At 61.9% G+C, this 14,309-nt stretch carries 18 protein-coding genes, 1 tRNA gene and 2 pseudogenes; 15 read left to right on the top strand and 6 right to left on the bottom strand.

From position 1 onward, the window contains the following. Positions 1-890 precede the first annotated feature (890 nt). A pseudogene (locus IPK65_06645) lies at positions 891-1,533 on the top strand (peroxiredoxin). Positions 1,534-1,539: 6 nt separating this feature from the next. On the opposite strand, the gene IPK65_06640 reads toward IPK65_06645, so the two are convergent. From IPK65_06640 to IPK65_06625, 4 genes are all read right to left on the bottom strand, one after another. After that, positions 1,540-1,698, bottom strand: a complete 159-nt coding sequence (locus tag IPK65_06640; protein ID MBK8162820.1) for a hypothetical protein — start codon at positions 1,696-1,698, stop codon at positions 1,540-1,542. A 94-nt stretch (positions 1,699-1,792) separates the two neighbouring features. Then, positions 1,793-2,131, bottom strand: coding sequence for a hypothetical protein (locus IPK65_06635; protein ID MBK8162819.1), 339 nt, complete (start codon positions 2,129-2,131; stop codon positions 1,793-1,795). A gap of 174 nt (positions 2,132-2,305) precedes the next feature. Continuing rightward, entirely contained in the window at positions 2,306-2,560 is a 255-nt protein-coding gene (locus IPK65_06630) for a hypothetical protein (protein MBK8162818.1), read from the bottom strand. Positions 2,561-2,763: 203 nt separating this feature from the next. Beyond that, positions 2,764-3,549 carry a VWA domain-containing protein gene (locus IPK65_06625; protein MBK8162817.1) on the bottom strand — a complete coding sequence of 262 codons (786 nt, stop codon included), beginning with the start codon at positions 3,547-3,549 and terminating at the stop codon, positions 2,764-2,766. A gap of 286 nt (positions 3,550-3,835) precedes the next feature. Here IPK65_06625 and IPK65_06620 point away from each other — a divergent pair, with 286 nt between their 5' ends. After that, positions 3,836-4,264 carry a polymer-forming cytoskeletal protein gene (locus tag IPK65_06620; protein ID MBK8162816.1) on the top strand — a complete coding sequence of 143 codons (429 nt, stop codon included), beginning with the start codon at positions 3,836-3,838 and terminating at the stop codon, positions 4,262-4,264. Between the two features lie 412 nt (positions 4,265-4,676). On the opposite strand, the gene IPK65_06615 is transcribed toward IPK65_06620, so the two are convergent. Next, entirely contained in the window at positions 4,677-4,946 is a 270-nt protein-coding gene (locus IPK65_06615) for a hypothetical protein (protein MBK8162815.1), read from the bottom strand. Between the two features lie 550 nt (positions 4,947-5,496). On the opposite strand from IPK65_06615, the gene birA reads away from it, so the two are divergent. The 6 genes from birA to IPK65_06585 all read left to right on the top strand — a co-directional run bounded on the left by birA (position 5,497) and on the right by IPK65_06585 (position 9,219). Then, entirely contained in the window at positions 5,497-6,519 is a 1,023-nt protein-coding gene (birA, locus tag IPK65_06610; protein MBK8162814.1) for a bifunctional biotin--[acetyl-CoA-carboxylase] ligase/biotin operon repressor BirA, read from the top strand. Continuing rightward, entirely contained in the window at positions 6,516-6,827 is a 312-nt protein-coding gene (locus IPK65_06605; protein MBK8162813.1) for a type III pantothenate kinase, read from the top strand. The genes birA and IPK65_06605 overlap by 4 nt, the downstream gene beginning before the upstream one ends. A gap of 88 nt (positions 6,828-6,915) precedes the next feature. Further along, positions 6,916-7,275 carry a type III pantothenate kinase gene (locus IPK65_06600; protein ID MBK8162812.1) on the top strand — a complete coding sequence of 120 codons (360 nt, stop codon included), beginning with the start codon at positions 6,916-6,918 and terminating at the stop codon, positions 7,273-7,275. Next, the gene (locus IPK65_06595; protein MBK8162811.1) at positions 7,272-8,099 is read left to right on the top strand and encodes a hypothetical protein; all 828 of its coding nucleotides are present in this window, start codon (positions 7,272-7,274) and stop codon (positions 8,097-8,099) included. The genes IPK65_06600 and IPK65_06595 overlap by 4 nt, the downstream gene beginning before the upstream one ends. A 67-nt stretch (positions 8,100-8,166) precedes the next feature. Further along, positions 8,167-8,242, top strand: a tRNA-Thr gene (locus tag IPK65_06590). Positions 8,243-8,412: 170 nt separating this feature from the next. Beyond that, positions 8,413-9,219 (top strand): FkbM family methyltransferase, encoded by an 807-nt coding sequence (locus IPK65_06585; protein ID MBK8162810.1) that lies wholly within the window; start codon positions 8,413-8,415, stop codon positions 9,217-9,219. A gap of 41 nt (positions 9,220-9,260) precedes the next feature. Here the strand turns inward: IPK65_06585 and IPK65_06580 are convergent, their stop codons facing one another. Beyond that, positions 9,261-9,896 carry a TerC family protein gene (locus IPK65_06580; GenBank protein MBK8162809.1) on the bottom strand — a complete coding sequence of 212 codons (636 nt, stop codon included), beginning with the start codon at positions 9,894-9,896 and terminating at the stop codon, positions 9,261-9,263. Between the two features lie 157 nt (positions 9,897-10,053). On the opposite strand from IPK65_06580, the gene IPK65_06575 reads away from it, so the two are divergent. The 7 genes and pseudogenes from IPK65_06575 to IPK65_06545 all read left to right on the top strand — a co-directional run bounded on the left by IPK65_06575 (position 10,054) and on the right by IPK65_06545 (position 14,203). Then, entirely contained in the window at positions 10,054-10,338 is a 285-nt protein-coding gene (locus IPK65_06575; GenBank protein MBK8162808.1) for a response regulator, read from the top strand. Beyond that, the gene (locus IPK65_06570) at positions 10,332-11,018 is read left to right on the top strand and encodes a hypothetical protein (GenBank protein ID MBK8162807.1); all 687 of its coding nucleotides are present in this window, start codon (positions 10,332-10,334) and stop codon (positions 11,016-11,018) included. Before IPK65_06575 ends, IPK65_06570 begins: the two co-directional genes overlap by 7 nt. Positions 11,019-11,109: 91 nt before the next feature. Then, a complete protein-coding gene (locus IPK65_06565) occupies positions 11,110-11,559 on the top strand; it encodes a hypothetical protein (protein MBK8162806.1) in 450 nt (149 codons plus the stop codon). 372 nt (positions 11,560-11,931) lie between these two features. Then, entirely contained in the window at positions 11,932-12,351 is a 420-nt protein-coding gene (locus IPK65_06560) for an EAL domain-containing protein (GenBank protein MBK8162805.1), read from the top strand. Next, a complete protein-coding gene (locus IPK65_06555) occupies positions 12,312-12,635 on the top strand; it encodes an EAL domain-containing protein (protein ID MBK8162804.1) in 324 nt (107 codons plus the stop codon). Before IPK65_06560 ends, IPK65_06555 begins: the two co-directional genes overlap by 40 nt. 101 nt (positions 12,636-12,736) lie before the next feature. Continuing rightward, on the top strand, positions 12,737-13,120 hold the full coding sequence (locus IPK65_06550; protein ID MBK8162803.1) for a hypothetical protein: 384 nt from the start codon (positions 12,737-12,739) through the stop codon (positions 13,118-13,120). 412 nt (positions 13,121-13,532) lie between these two features. Next, positions 13,533-14,203: pseudogene (locus IPK65_06545) on the top strand (winged helix-turn-helix domain-containing protein). The last annotated feature ends 106 nt before the right edge of the window (positions 14,204-14,309 follow it).

The raw sequence follows: 14,309 nt of genomic DNA, 5'->3' as shown, positions 1-14,309 counted from the left end.
CAGCGGCTCGACGATCACCGCGCATACTCTCATCATGGTGGCGCCCAGTGTTTACGCATCGCTCCTCAAAACGGTGCGCCGAATGATCGCTCCAGCTTTGTCCGTTTTCGCGCCATTAACAATCGGGAGAAGGCACCGAAATGGCCTGCATCAAAAAGCGGGCGGTATATCTCTTGTAAGAAGGCGTCGCCCACGGCCAGTGCGCCCAGCGTTTCACCATGGTAACTATTTGTCTAAATTGATGAATTTTGTCTTCTTATGGTGCCCGAGATTGCGCCAGTGGTGGAAGCTCGTCTTGCGGCGACTTCCACGGCGGATGATCCATTGTCCGCAAAGAAACAGCGTACTAAACCGGAAGTGATCCCCACCAGGCGGTCGGGCCAGTTCTAGTGCAGGGAGATGGGCGGCTGGCTAGCATTTGGCTGCGTTTGAGCGATGGTAGTTGGTCCGGACGGCGGCACTGATGCGCGGATTGGCGTGCCCGAAAAGATTGACCCACCGTGAGTTTGATGGCGTCGAGGTATCTCCGGCCTTCGAAATCCTCCAGCCAGACGCCGGTACCGCGTCGGATCGTGACCAGCGGTACGAATTCATGATCCTTCATCTGGGTGCAGGATGCCACAGGACGGCGAGGTCGCGCCCGGCGATTGCGGCATTGCCTGATTCTGGTCCCGATTCAGCGCCGGACCTGCGATTGCGATGCCCTCGTTTCTGGACGCGTCCCGAAAATGTCCGCTTCAGAAGTGGTTTATCTGGAACGGCACTTTAGTATGATGTTCGGGGTAACGAACGGGTAATTTCGCAAGCCTACTGGAAATCGTTAAACTAAATGAGAATTGTTGTCACTTAAATGTCGGATTATCGTTTCAGCAGATATCTTTATGAGAAATGTGGTGACCGCATTGGGGCGAAGCCGGCCCCAGATTTCACCGCCGACCGCCGTGATGCCGGACAACAGTTTCAATGAAAGCTTCCGCTGTCGCACTACCGCGGTAAGTATGTGGTGCCGTTCTTTCTATCCACTGATTTCTCCTTCGTGTGCCCGTCCGAGTTGATTGCCTTCGATCATCGCCCGACAGGTTCCAGCGCAACGTCCGTGTGATCGTTCGGCAGACTCGCATTTCAGCCATCTCGCGCGGGAAGAACACGCCGGTCAACAAGGGCGGTATCGGTAACGTACGCGGTATCTGCCTCGCTGCCGATCTCACCAAGGGTAACGCCCGGGATTAAGACGCTCGTAAACGACGCCGTCGCGCTGCGTGGTTCCTTCCGATCGACAAGGAAGGCATCGTGCGCCACCGTGTGGTGTAAACGACCTGCCGGTCGGCCGCATATCGACGAGATGTCGCGTATGGTCGATGCCTCCGAGTTCACCGAGAAACATGGCGAGGTAAACGCCCCGCCGGCTGGCAGGAGGGAAAGAAGGGCATGGCGGCCTCACCAAAGGGGTGGCGGATTACCCGCCGAGGAGGCGGCGGCGCTTTAGCCGAGACGGCCAGAAACAGCGGAGGGCGGCAGATCGCCTCCGAGTAGTACCCGTCAATCGCTAACCGGTGCTGCGGGCCTTTCCTCGAAACCGAGGTCGATGTCATCCACGTTGAGATTCTTCAACTGGTCGTCGATCTCTCCGGACGCCTTGGTAGAGGCCGCGTCTCCTTCCATCACCAGTTCGGGTGATGTGTCTGCCGCTGCCTCCACATCCAGCCTTCCGCCGGGGCGTCCTCTTGCACGGGCGCGACGTCCGCGACCGCCTTGGTTTCCGCAGCGGCGGCCGCTTCCGCAACCTGCGTGACTACAGACGGCTTGGAGTCATCGAAGGGGGTCGCCACCGCGCCCGGCGCGTCGGGAGTCGCCGCGGACCGGTCGTTATCCTCCGCTTCTTCCTCTGCGACGGGTTGCGCGCTGTTCCCGAAGAGCTTCCGGTAGACCAGAACATCCCGCCGCCCAGGAGCGCGTTCAGCAGGATCACAACCGTGATGACCAGCGCCCAGCTGGTCTGCTCCGGCTCCTCCCTCGAATCGATGGCCTCCTCGGCCTCTGCGTCCTCGGAGGATGTCCTCTTCATATCGACCAGTTCTGCCTCGGAAGCATCCTCGGTGATCTCCGGGGTTCCGTGCAGCGCCTGCGGCATGCCCGAAGCGCAAAGCGTTTGCTCTGATAGCTGAACGGTTTGCCGTTCGGGCGCTCGGCAACGATGTCGAGAATCACCCGATACGCTGTGTCCGGAGGAAACTCATCCAGTCCCAGCCGCCACTCGCCGGGACTGGTTCGCGTCAGGCGCCGGGTGTCGGACTGCCCAGTGTCATCAATGATCGTGGCGCTGACCTCCAGCGTTTCGGGGTCGATGATGCCTGCGCGCGGGATCACGGACAGGGTGGTTCCGTTCTCCGTCCGTGCGGATGTCCGCGATCACCGGGCTCTCGACCACCTCGATGTCCTGCCTGTGCTGGCGTCTGAAGGTTGTACCGTCGACGTCCACGACGACGGTATGCGCCCCGGTCTCGCCGGACGCAGTCAGCTGTGCCGAAGATCCCGTCGCCGTGGACGATGTCACCGTCACGGCCGTTATCGAGCAGCAGCCCGTTCGGCCGTGGCGCCCTCGGCAGAGCTCTCGAGCGTCTTGACCGTGAGGAAGTGCGGAAATCCTTGGTGGTGATGGCCTGGTTCTGTTCCGTGGAAACGTATCAGTGAAATCCAGCGCGTCCCCTTCCAGGATCTGGTTGGGGAGTTGCGTCGCGACGACACGCAGGTTGCTTACCACCATCACCGGTTGTCGGGATCGGTGTCGGCGTTGACGTGCCAGGCGCCCGTCGCCGGCTTCTCCACCGTGACCAGGTCGTAACGCGCATCGCTGTGCCAGCGCACGTTGGGCGGCAGGCGCGCCGAGCCGAACGTGAGGCCGTCCGGCATGGTCAGCGTGGTTGCCGGGGCAGTGTCCTTGCGGAAGACGAGCAAGGTGAGCTCCCCGATGCTGTCATCGACGAGGACCTGGTTGTCGATCAGCGGCAGTGTATCGCGGTTGGCCGCCTTTTCGAACATGCGCAGGAAGATCCGCTCGAGTTGATCGGCGTTTTCGGCATGCCCGAACCAGCCCCCGGTGGCTGCAGCGAGCTGCTGGAGAAGATTCTGATCCGTTCCGTCCGACAGGGCGATCGTATAGATATCGACTCCGGCGTCTTGCAGGCGGGGCAGAATCTCGTCGATTATGCGTGTGCGTGACAGGCGGTCCGACTCCGGTAATTCGGAGACGTCCACCAGCCCGTCGGTGAGCAGGATGATGCTGCGGCGCACGCCGGGCGCATCGGCAGTCCAGTTCCAGGCCGCCGTCATGAGGGCCGCCTCGATGTCGGTGAACAGTCCGGCCGAATTGATCCGTTCCGCCGCCTCCACGGCCTGGGCGCGCCAGGCCGTGTCCACTTCGCCGAAGCGAACCAGCATGTTGACGTAGCGCGCGAAGGTCCATACACCTGCCTGCGTCCCGGATGGCAGCAGACCGGTCAGCAGGCGCAGAGCCGGCTTGCGCAGATTGGCGGGGTCGTTCTGCTTCATACTGCCCGAGACATCGATCAGACACGGATGTCGTGCGTCGGCGTGGCCACATCGGGCGGCGTGGCGGCGGCGGCCGTCCTGCCCAAGCACAGGATCAGCAGCAGGCTCAGAATCGAGTAGTGTTTTTTCACTGTCCGTATATCCGGGTGCCAGAGGGTTTCTACCCGGGTTATCGGAATTAACTCATTGATTCTTTAAGTGCGTTATAATCGCGCGCGGTCGGGTTCGATTATCAACGTAAACCGGCACTTGAACCGGCCGGTGGGGACTGGGGGGACGCAGGGGTATGCAATCGTTGTTCACCGGCGGCAAGGGCCGCCGCGCGCTCGACAGCGCCAGGCAGTTCACCACCCTGATCGGAGCCGGGACCAGCGTGGCCGGGACAATGCGCGGCAGCGAGAACTGTATCGTCAACGGATCCGTCGAAGGCGATTGCGAAATCGACGGTTTGCTGGTGCTGGGCGAGCAGGGACGCTGGCGTGGGAACATCTCAGCCGCGACGGTCATCATCTCCGGCGAGGTCAACGGTGACATCGTGGCCCGCGATAAGCTGGAATTGAGTGCGTCCGCCCGTGTCACCGGCACAATCACCAGCCCGGTGGTGGCGATGGCCGAAGGGGCCATTCATCAGGGCGGAATCAGGATGACGCGCGACGGCGCCGCGGTGTCCAGTTTCCAGGAAAAACGCAAGATATCGCCCGATCCGGTTCCCTGATACCGGAATCCTCACACCGCGGCTTGCCTTAATCCCGAGATTTTTGCTAGGGTATCACGGTCAGCTCTCTCCGCCGTCGCACCGGTCCGAGACGATTGACGTGGGGGTAATACATACAAGCTCAACGATAGCCACTGAAGTGGAGGTAGGCATGTCAAGTCGCGTCAAGTCTGCAAGTGATCACGATGCTTTTCTTGTGATCTCTCTCTGTGTCATCGTCCTGGGGCTGGGGTTATTCGCCAACTACGTATTGGTTGGGTAAACAGTCTAGGGCGGCACTGACTGTTCGCCCCCAGGCAGTTCCCATTCAATAGCTTAGGGTCGTTTTACACAGTCGGGACAGTCGATGCGCCGATGCGGGACGATCAGGTCCCGTATCGGCCTTCGGCCGGGTACCCGGGTTCAGGTGTGTTCAGGTCCTTGACCGCTGCTGTGTCGCGCGCGCAGCTCCGGAGACTAGCGGCGGTACCAGCCTCCCGATGCGCGCGAGTCGCGGATTGATGGCGTCCTCGGAGATCATGATGGTCATGCCGAGCAGGCGCATCATCGTCTCTATGTCCTCGGGATCCGTGAAATTGTCACGCAGATGTTCGAAATGAAATCGATTGAGGTACAGCATGTTCGGTTTCTCACCGTGCACGCGTTCGAAATCGCTTGCATGGCGACAAATAAAGCTCAGCATCAGCCCCTTCCCCCTCGCGCTTCTGATACACCCAGCCACTAACGGCAAGTCCTCGCCCGGCCTTTAAATTCTTCCCGCAGGACTCATTGATATATGCAGTTATATCAATGCGGCCGCATCGTGAACCCGGCCAAGCATCCGCATGATGGCCTGCATTATCCCTTGATTATATTATGGTTTATGGCGCTATATTGACCAAATACCTTGTTGATTATGGTATTGATGCAGTGGCAGTGCACTGGTGCGACGGCGTTAATACGGAACAACACTAATGAAGGAGGTGACCATGGCCAGCAAGAGAGATGCGGCAACAGATGATGGCGTGCTTTGCATAGGTATAACCGTAATTACATTGATCTGCGGTTTTGTCGCTATGGCCTTGGCAGGCTGAAGCCTTTCCTGGCTGCCTGCGGCCGCCGAGCGCAGAACTCACATCCGCACAAGCCGGTTCCTGCTATGGGAATCGGCTTTTTTATTTAACTGAACTGTTCATATGACCGCTCTGTGTTGACGGTCGCTGCGTACAATAGCGAGCTGCTACACTATCGCGATGCCGCAAGGGACCGCATTACTGAGCATCCTCGCCGACGGCCATTTCCATTCCGGCGAGGTACTGGGAGAGGCGCTGGGAATCACGCGCGCCGCGGTATGGAAGCATCTGCGGGTGCTCAAGGCGCGCGGCATCGAAATACATTCCGTCCCCGGCAAGGGGCACCGACTGGCCAGCGGCATTGAGTTCCTTTCCGAGATGAAGATCCGCGCCGGGCTCAGCGACGCGGCGCGCGCGCGCCTGGGCGGGATCGAACTGTTCCAGCAGATCGATTCCCCCAACAGCGAACTGCGCCGTCGCGCATCCGGACTTCCCTCCGCCTATGCATGCCTCGGCGGAGACCAGTCCGCCGGGCGCGGACGCAACAACCGCGCGTGGGTGTCGCCGTATGCGCGCAACCTGTATCTCTCGCTGCTGTGGCGCTTCAATTCCGGGCCGGACGCGCTCTCGGGTCTCAGTCTCGCTGTGGGTGTCGCCGTGCTGCGCGCACTACAGGGTATGGGTGTGGTCGGTATCGGCCTCAAGTGGCCCAACGACCTGCTCTGGCGCGGTGCGAAATGCGCCGGAGCCCTTATCGAGATGAGCGGAGAAGCCGGCGGTAGTTCCAGAGTGGTGATCGGTGTGGGTGTTAACGTCGACATGCCGCGGCAGCTCGGCGGCACCATTGACCAGGCATGGACCGATCTGGCCACCATCACCGGACGCAATGTCTCACGTAACAGCCTAGCCGGCATGCTCCTCGGAAAACTGATCGAAATGCTGTGCGAGTTCGAGGATGCGGGTCCCGATGCCTTGCTCGAGGAGTGGCGCCGCCACGATATCGTATTGGGCCGGGCGGTGGCCATTACCACGATCCACGGCGAGGAGTTCGGCATAGCGCGCGGTATCGACGGCGGCGGTGCGCTGCTTGTCGAGGAAGGCAGTGCCATCAAGCGCTATCATTCCGGGGATGTCAGCCTGCGTGCCCTCGATGCAGATTCATCGCGCGAGTCCTCCGGTACGCGCGCTGGTACGATGGCATGATCCTGCTGGTGGACGCGGGTAACACCCGTATCAAATGGGCGGTGCTTGAAAATGGGGTGCTGCACTCGGGAGGCGCCATTCTGCGGCACGGCGGCGCTGATGGTGTCGACCCCCTGTCCGCGCCATGGGCCGCCCTGACGCCGCCGCGACGCCTGCTCATCGCAAATGTCGCAGGTGCGGAATTCGCGGCGTCATTCGGCGCATGGACGCAGCGGATCTGGGGGTTGCAAGCCGAGTTCGTTTCCGCCCAGGCGAAAGGTTTCGGAGTCACAAACGGGTATACCGGAACCGCAGCTCCTCGGGGTTGACCGCTGGCTCGCGCTCGTCGCCGCGCGCCGGCTCGTCAAGGGTCCCGTCTGTGTCGTCGATTGCGGCACGGCGCTCACCATAGACGTGATGGAGAAGAACGGCGAACACCTCGGCGGGCTCATAGTGCCAGGCCTCGTCCTCATGCGCCGCGTGCTGCTCGAGAAGACGGCGGGCATCGGGCCTGCGATGGGCGATATATCATCGCGGGACGTCCCGCTGCTGGCGCAGGATACCCGCGGAGGCGTGATGGGCGGTACCCTGTACGCGGCTGCCTCCTTGATCGAGCGTATTGTCAGGGACGCTGATGAGTCTGTCGGAGGCGGGATGACCTGCATCCTCACCGGCGGCGACGCGGACACCATACGTCCGCTGTTGTCCGCCGACTTCCGTTTTGAACCGGAACTGGTACTGCAGGGACTGGCCATTGTCGCGGAGGCTGGTCCGTGAGACTCCTGTTCATCGTGCTGCTGATGGCCAATATCGTCTTCTTTGCCTGGCAGTACCAGGCGCGCGGCTTCGACGATCATGACACCGCACTCCAAAATTTCCAGGTCACCGATCCGGGGACAACCCCGCTGATGCTGTTGAGCGAGCGTCCCGACGCGGCGTCGGCGGAACCGGGATCTGCAGGCGCAGCTGAAGTCATGGCCCTGGCGCCGGCGGCGGACGAGGATAGTAACGCGACGCCGGAACCGGCGGCAGATATGGTCCAGGATGACCCTGCCGAGTCCGGCCTGAACATAGATGCGGTCCAAGGGCAGCCTGACGATGAGCAGTTGCCCCGGCAAGTCGCTGCCGCGCCTGCGGTCACCAGGCAATGTTATGAACTCGGACCTTCCACGGATCGCGCGTCGATGGAACGGGCGCAGGCGGCGGTACGGCAGGCAGGTGGGCAGGCAAGCATCCGGGAGGCCGTGCAAAGCGTTGCAGATGGCTACTGGGTGCGTTTACCCGAATATCTCTCCTATGCCGGGGCGCGTGCGCGTTACCGCGAATTGCAGCGGATGGGATTCGAAGACATCGCTATCGTAGCGCTGCCCGACAAACGTTATTTCATCTCGTTGGGTGTCTATAAAAGAAAGGACACGGTGGAGGATCGCCGCAATGAGATCCTCGCCAGGGGCGTAACGCCGCTGATCGAAGACCGCATGCGTGACACGATGGCTTATACCCTGGCATTTGAATTCGAGGCCGCTGAATCCGCCCCGCTGTGGGATCAGCTGCGGAACGATTTCCCTGAGATTCCCATGCAGGAGGTCACATGTCAGTAGGGAATTCCGCCCGCGGGTCGGAAACCGCCCGGGGTTTGCTATAATCCGCGCAACTTCATCCGAATACGCTGGCGTAGCTCAGTCGGTAGAGCAGCTGATTTGTAATCAGCCGGTCTGGGGTTCAATTCCTCTCGCCAGCTCCATATACACGAAATACTTATTACATTGCACGGCAGTTACAATTGTTGTTTCTGGATTCGCGGCAACCCTGAGCGCCTTTGTCTGTTAACTGCGAATTGGCCTTCGTAGTCCTTCTTTATGCAAAAGATACTGGTAGTCGCGCGCGGTATTTATTACGTACTGAACGACCAGCGTGAGAGGCGATAAAGCTCATCAATATGAATCAGGTAATATGAACGCCCGGGAACTGTTGAACAAATTGCTTGCCGGCAAGGGGCATCGCATCGAGCGGACGATGCCGGTTATTTTGCGGGAGAATGTGCTCTTTTCCGCGGATCTTGATTTTCTTATCCAGCACGAAGTCTTCCGCAACGGCGGCAAGCTTCATTTCATACAGATCGGCGCCAATGACGGTGTCAGCAGGGCCGATGACCTCATCCGCTATGTACGCAATCATGGCGCCTCCGGTCTCATGGTGGAGCCCCAGCCAGACGTTTTCGCCATTCTGCAAAAAAACTTCGCCGCCTATCCCGGGATTACCCTGCTTAACAAGGCGATCCATTCGGATGCCGATGCGATGACGCTGTACCGCTTGGATCCGCAACTGCTCGAGGAGCGGAATGACTTGCCCCATTGGGCCCGCACCAACGGTGTGGCCAGCTTTGACCGGAGGCATGTCCTGGGGCATGCCCGCCGCATCGGATTGGGTGAGGAGGCAATTGTCGAACAACAGGTTTCCTGTATCACCCTCAGTGAATTACTCGCGCTGTCGCCTAAGATGCCGGATGTCTTGAAGGTCGATACCGAGGGTTACGATTACGAGGTGTTGTCGATGCTTGATCTGGGGCGGTGTCGGCCGGCCATCATCCACTTCGAAAACTCCTGCATGACGAATGAGCAGTATGAAACGCTGATCAAGCGGCTTATAACGGCGGGTTACCGATTCCTTGCGGACAAGATGAATACCACGGCCTGTCTGTGCAATCCCGCCGGCTCCTGACCACCTGCGCTTGGCGCGGGTGAACCATCGCTCGGACCGGCTTAAACCGCCTGCGCGACCTGATGGGCTCCGTCCCACATCATGGTGAGCGCGATATACAGGATAACTATCAGGCCGACATAGCCGATCCAGCGGTGGCGTACGAGCAGCCGCGCCATGACAGTCGAAGCCACCCCCATCAGGGCCACCGACAGCACCAGTCCGAACACCAGCACCCAGGGGTGTTCGTGTGCGGCACCGGCGACGGCGAGTACATTGTCGAGCGACATGGAGATGTCGGCGACGACGATCTGGGTCACGGCATCACGGAAGGTTTTGGGTTTGCGCGTCGTGACGTCCTTGCCTTCCAGCACCGCCTCGCCCTCCTCCTCCGCATGTGCGCGGGGCGTGCTCAGCTCGCGATACAGCTTCCAGCCGACCCACAGAAGCAGGATGCCGCCGGCGAGCATGAGCCCGATGATCTGCAGCAGCTGGGTGGTAACCAAGGCGAACAGGATGCGCAGCACGGTGGCGGCGATGATGCCGTAGAGGATCGCGCGCCGGCGCTGTTCGGCGGGCAGCCCCGCCGCTGCCATGCCGACCACGATGGCGTTGTCGCCCGCGAGCACCACGTCGGTCATGATGACCGTGGCGAGCGCAGACAACTCCGAGGGGGAAATCAAAGAGAATAGATCCATCGCGCGTCTTAATAGCACACTCCGGGGTGATTGTCAGCCGGCCGGGGGCGAATTCCTTAAAGTTAATCAGATAATAGTCCGTTAACACCATGGACTTCCGTCTGGAGCGCGGAAGTGTTCGCCCCCTGCGGGGCTGGCCCTGCGCGGTAAATTAGTCATGAGTAAGCCCGTTGATACATCCTGCGATTTCACGCGCACCCGCTTTCTGATCGTCGATGAGTCCGCCGATACACGCCGCCTGTTGAAAACAATGCTGGCGGAGAGCGGTGCGGAACAGATCGATGAGACCGCATACGCAGCCGAGGCCATTCGGATGATGGCGCAGGTCGGCTACGACGTTGTTTTATGCGATTTCCACCTGGGCGCCGGCCGTGACGGACAGCAATTGCTGGAGGAGGCGCGCTGGGGGTTCTCAAGGCGTCCACACTCTTCGTCATGGTGACTGCGGAGAATACCGCGCAGGTGGTCATGGGGGTGCTGGAATGCCATCCCGACGATTATCTCTCCCTGCCTTTCACGCGCGAGCAGTTTTCCGCCCGCATGCAGCGCCTCCTGCGCCGCCGGGAGGAGACCGGCGCGATCGAGGTGGCACTGGAAGAGCAGCGTTACGAGGAGGCGCTGTCACTGTGCGACAAGCGCATGACAGCGGATTGCGCGGAGGTGCTGGAGCTGCTGCGCCTCAAGGCAGAGGCCTTCGTGGCGCTGGAGAAGTTCCCGCAGGCGGAGGCGATATACGCCCAGGTGTTCACGCGCCGCAAGGCCGTCTGGGCGGGACTCGGCAGCGGCCGCGTGCGTTTTCTGCAGAAAGACTACACGGGCGCGGCTGTCGCCTTCGAACGGACGCTGGTGGCGCATCCGCGCCAGCTCGAGGCCTACGACTGGCTGGCCAGGGTGCGGACCCTGCTCGGTGACCACGACGCGGCGCGGAAATCGCTGGGCACCGCCTCGAACTTTCGCCACGCTCGATACGCCGGCAGATGGCGCTCGGCGAGCTCGCTGCGCGACGGACACTACCGGCTCGCAGCGCGCGCCTTCGGCGCGGCGGTCGCCCTGGGCAGTCGCTCCGTGTACCGCACCGCGTCCAGTTACATCAAGCAGGCGCGCGCCCTCATGCAGTTCTGACGCCGGGGCGCGCTGCGCGTCCTGCGCGATCTGCGCCGCGACTTCAGCACCGATCCCGAGGCACGTCTGCGCGCGGCGGCGGCGAGTGCTGGTGCACCGCCTGTTGGGCGAGGAGGCCGGTGCGCAGGCTTCCTGCGATGAAGCGATGAAAATCTATGCCGGCATGGATGACAACGTCTCGCCCGAGGCCATGGTGGAGCTGGCGCGCATGCTGCTCGCGCGCGGTGAACACGCGGCCGCCGTCGAGCAGATGCAGCGTGCAATCGGCAACCGGCACGAGGACGAGGGCCTGCTGCAGGAGGTGGTCGGGAAGTATTCCGCGATGCCGGCATGGCGGAAGAGGGCGAACGGCTCATCGCGCGGGTGCGGGACGAAGTGGTCCGGCTCAATAACGACGGTGTCCATCTGGCGGAGGAGGGGCGACTGGAGGAGGCCGCTGAATTGTTCCAGCAGGCGATACGCGACCTGCCGGGAATCGCACCATCAGCTGGAATACGGCCAAGGTCATGCTTTTGAGGATGAAGCGCGACGGACGCAATGATCAATATCTGCGCCAGGCGCACGAATGCATCGAGCGCCTGCGGCAGCAGGATCCCTGCCGCCGGCGCGGTGCAGCGCCTGACCGCGTTTTATCGCGAAGTCGCGGCGGGCGGCTGAGCGGGCGACAGCCGGGGTCCGCATGCAGGGTGCCGTCCTGGTGCGCCGCAGCCGGATTCTCACGAAGAACTCAGCACTTATCTTCTAAAGCCGCCTGCCGGTCTGCCGTTAAACTGGAATAAGAATAGCGGCGGCGCCATGGGCTGGCATATCTAATCTCAATACTACGCAAACAGCCACGGACGGCAACTTCCGCGAGGAGGCGCACGCAGCCACGGACTCCGCCCTGTATCAGGGTTCTGGGTGTACCTACGCGATGTTCAAAGGGCTCAGGCTGGACTCGCATTACCAGCCGATTTTCAGTCTGGCCCATCAGCGCGTGATCGGGTTCGAGGCGCTGATGCGCGCCACCGATGCTGACGGGCGTCCGCGCAGTCCCCAGGAAGTGTTCGGCAGCACGCGCGGTTATACCGATACCGTACTGCTCGACCGCCTGTGCCGCGCGACCCATCTGTACAACTTCGCCCGCCAGGACCCGGCCGCCGCCTGGCTGTTCCTCAACATCAATCCGCGCGTCATCGCCGAAGGGAAGCGCTCGGGATCGGTCCTGCAGGCCAAGCTTGAACAGCTGGGATTTCCGCCCGAGCGGGTGGTGATCGAGATCGTCGAGGCCTCCTGGCCGATGAAACGCCGCCGGTGGATTCCGTCCGCCACTACCGGGATCTCGGCTGTCTGATCGCGATCGACGATTTCGGCGCCGGCCACTCCAACTTCGACCGCATCTGCCGTCTGCGCCCGGATATCGTGAAGCTTGACCGCTCCATTGTCATGCAGGCGGCCGTCGACCCCGGCATCCGTTCCATCGTGCCGGGCATGGTGTCGCTGCTGCACGAGTCGGGATCCCTGGTGGTGATGGAAGGCATTGAAACCGAGTACGAGGCGATGGTGGCGATGGACGCCGACGCGCCGATTTCGTGCAGGGCTACTATTTCGCGCGCCCCGCACCGCAGGCGGCCGTGACCCGGTGCCGGCGTTCGGCCGGCTCTTCGGCCAGTTCGGGGACATGACGCTCCAGGGAGCGCACCGGCTATCGGACCGAGATTGCGCCTTATCTCCACGGCATGGGTTATGCCTCCGTGCTGCTCCAGTCGTCACATCCGCTCGAGATCGCATGCAAGGGCTTCCTCGAGCTGCCGCGCGCCGAACGTTGCTTCCTCCTCGACAGCGATGGCCGCCAGATCGGCGCCAACATCAATTCGCCGCACGCCCAGGTGGTATCCGATCCGCGCTTCGCGCCCCTGCGCGATGCCGCCGGGGGAACTGGTCGCGCCGGCACTATTTCCGCCGCGCCATCTCACGCCCGGACAAGGGTCCAGGTGACGCGCCCCTATCTCTCTGCCGCGACCGCCACGCCCTGCATCACGATATCGATCGCTTCCAGGTCCGCGGCGAGCGTCGCGTACTGTGCGGCGACCTCCGCTGACGAGGCCCACGGCTCGCACTGAGCCCGTTCCCTCCGCCGGCGCGACGCGCCCTTCCTGCCCCACACCGGCCATTAAGCCAGAGCTTAAGGACGCTCTGGTGTAATGATCCGTACGATGCAGCGGCATGGGACTCTTGCTGCCGCTGGCCCGCAAAATAGAAGATATACAATGATGTCCGCACGGGGCTATGCTGCGGTGGCTGTGCGTAATCAGGGGGCGCCTGCGTGCTTCTCCTCGTGGAAGACGATGAGTTGCTGGGCAACGGCCTGCAGGTCGAATGCAGCAGAGCGGTTATGCCGTGGACTGGGTCAAGGACGGGCATTCAGCCGGAACTGTTCCTCGGCGCCGGCGCCCCCCCTAAAACCAAAACCCCCCCCCCCTCCCCTGGAATCCCCCATCTTTTGTTTTTTCCCTCTTACCTACGACCTCATGGATCCTCGATATCGGCCTGCCCAGGCGTTCCGGCCTGGAAGTGCTAGGACGCTGCGGCGGCGGCAGCAGCCTGCCGGTGTTGCTGCTCACCGCCACGCGACACCGTGGAAGACAAGGTCTCCGGACTGGACAGCGGGGCCGATGATTACCTGGTCAAGCCTTTCGGCCTGGATGAGCTGACCGCCCGCATCCGCGCCCTGCTGCGCCGGCGCAGCGGGCGCAGCGAGCCGGTGATCCGCCACCGTGATATCGTCCTTGACCCCGCCTCAGCGCGGTCACCCCGAGCCGGCCAGCCGGTGGAGCTGGCGCCGCGCGGGTTCGCCGTTCTGCTGCAGCTGCTCGAAAACCGCGGCAGGGTATTATCGCGCGCCCAGCTCGAACAGAACCTGTATTCGTGGAAGGACGAAGTCGACAGCAACGCGGTGGAGGTCCACATCCACTCACCTGCGCAGGAAGCTGTGGCCAGAACTGATCCGCGACATCCGCGGCGTCGGCTACGTCATCGACAAGGAAACACGAACCCTTCCCTGCAGCAACCGCCTGCTGTTCACCCTCTGCCGGTTACTCCCGCGCAGTGGGCAATCGTGGGCGTGGTCATGTACGCCGCCACCCAGAGCGGGGTGGACCTGTCTGATCGATGCTGACTCACCCAGTCGGCGCGCCTGCTGCTGAATCTCGCGGGACACGAGCTGAAGGGACAGGCTTTGACCCCGATTACAGGTGACGACGACATCGCGGAGCAGTTCCCCGAACTCGCATAAGTACGAACAGCGCCTCG

Source organism: Gammaproteobacteria bacterium, from assembly GCA_016712635.1.
Taxonomy (GTDB): Bacteria; Pseudomonadota; Gammaproteobacteria; order SZUA-140; family SZUA-140; genus JADJWH01.
This window is presented reverse-complemented; position numbering and strand designations above follow the sequence as displayed.

Coding starts and splice junctions, on each gene's coding strand:
- birA (MBK8162814.1), top strand. CDS start 5,497: ATGCCGCAAGGGACCGCATTACTGAGCATCCTCGCCGACGGCCATTTC.
- IPK65_06575 (MBK8162808.1), top strand. CDS start 10,054: ATGAGTAAGCCCGTTGATACATCCTGCGATTTCACGCGCACCCGCTTT.
- IPK65_06620 (MBK8162816.1), top strand. CDS start 3,836: ATGCAATCGTTGTTCACCGGCGGCAAGGGCCGCCGCGCGCTCGACAGC.
- IPK65_06635 (MBK8162819.1), bottom strand. CDS start 2,131: ATGCCGCAGGCGCTGCACGGAACCCCGGAGATCACCGAGGATGCTTCC.
- IPK65_06615 (MBK8162815.1), bottom strand. CDS start 4,946: ATGCTGAGCTTTATTTGTCGCCATGCAAGCGATTTCGAACGCGTGCAC.
- IPK65_06550 (MBK8162803.1), top strand. CDS start 12,737: ATGGGTTATGCCTCCGTGCTGCTCCAGTCGTCACATCCGCTCGAGATC.
- IPK65_06600 (MBK8162812.1), top strand. CDS start 6,916: ATGGAGAAGAACGGCGAACACCTCGGCGGGCTCATAGTGCCAGGCCTC.
- IPK65_06605 (MBK8162813.1), top strand. CDS start 6,516: ATGATCCTGCTGGTGGACGCGGGTAACACCCGTATCAAATGGGCGGTG.
- IPK65_06580 (MBK8162809.1), bottom strand. CDS start 9,896: ATGGATCTATTCTCTTTGATTTCCCCCTCGGAGTTGTCTGCGCTCGCC.
- IPK65_06570 (MBK8162807.1), top strand. CDS start 10,332: ATGGTGACTGCGGAGAATACCGCGCAGGTGGTCATGGGGGTGCTGGAA.
- IPK65_06625 (MBK8162817.1), bottom strand. CDS start 3,549: ATGAAGCAGAACGACCCCGCCAATCTGCGCAAGCCGGCTCTGCGCCTG.
- IPK65_06560 (MBK8162805.1), top strand. CDS start 11,932: ATGTTCAAAGGGCTCAGGCTGGACTCGCATTACCAGCCGATTTTCAGT.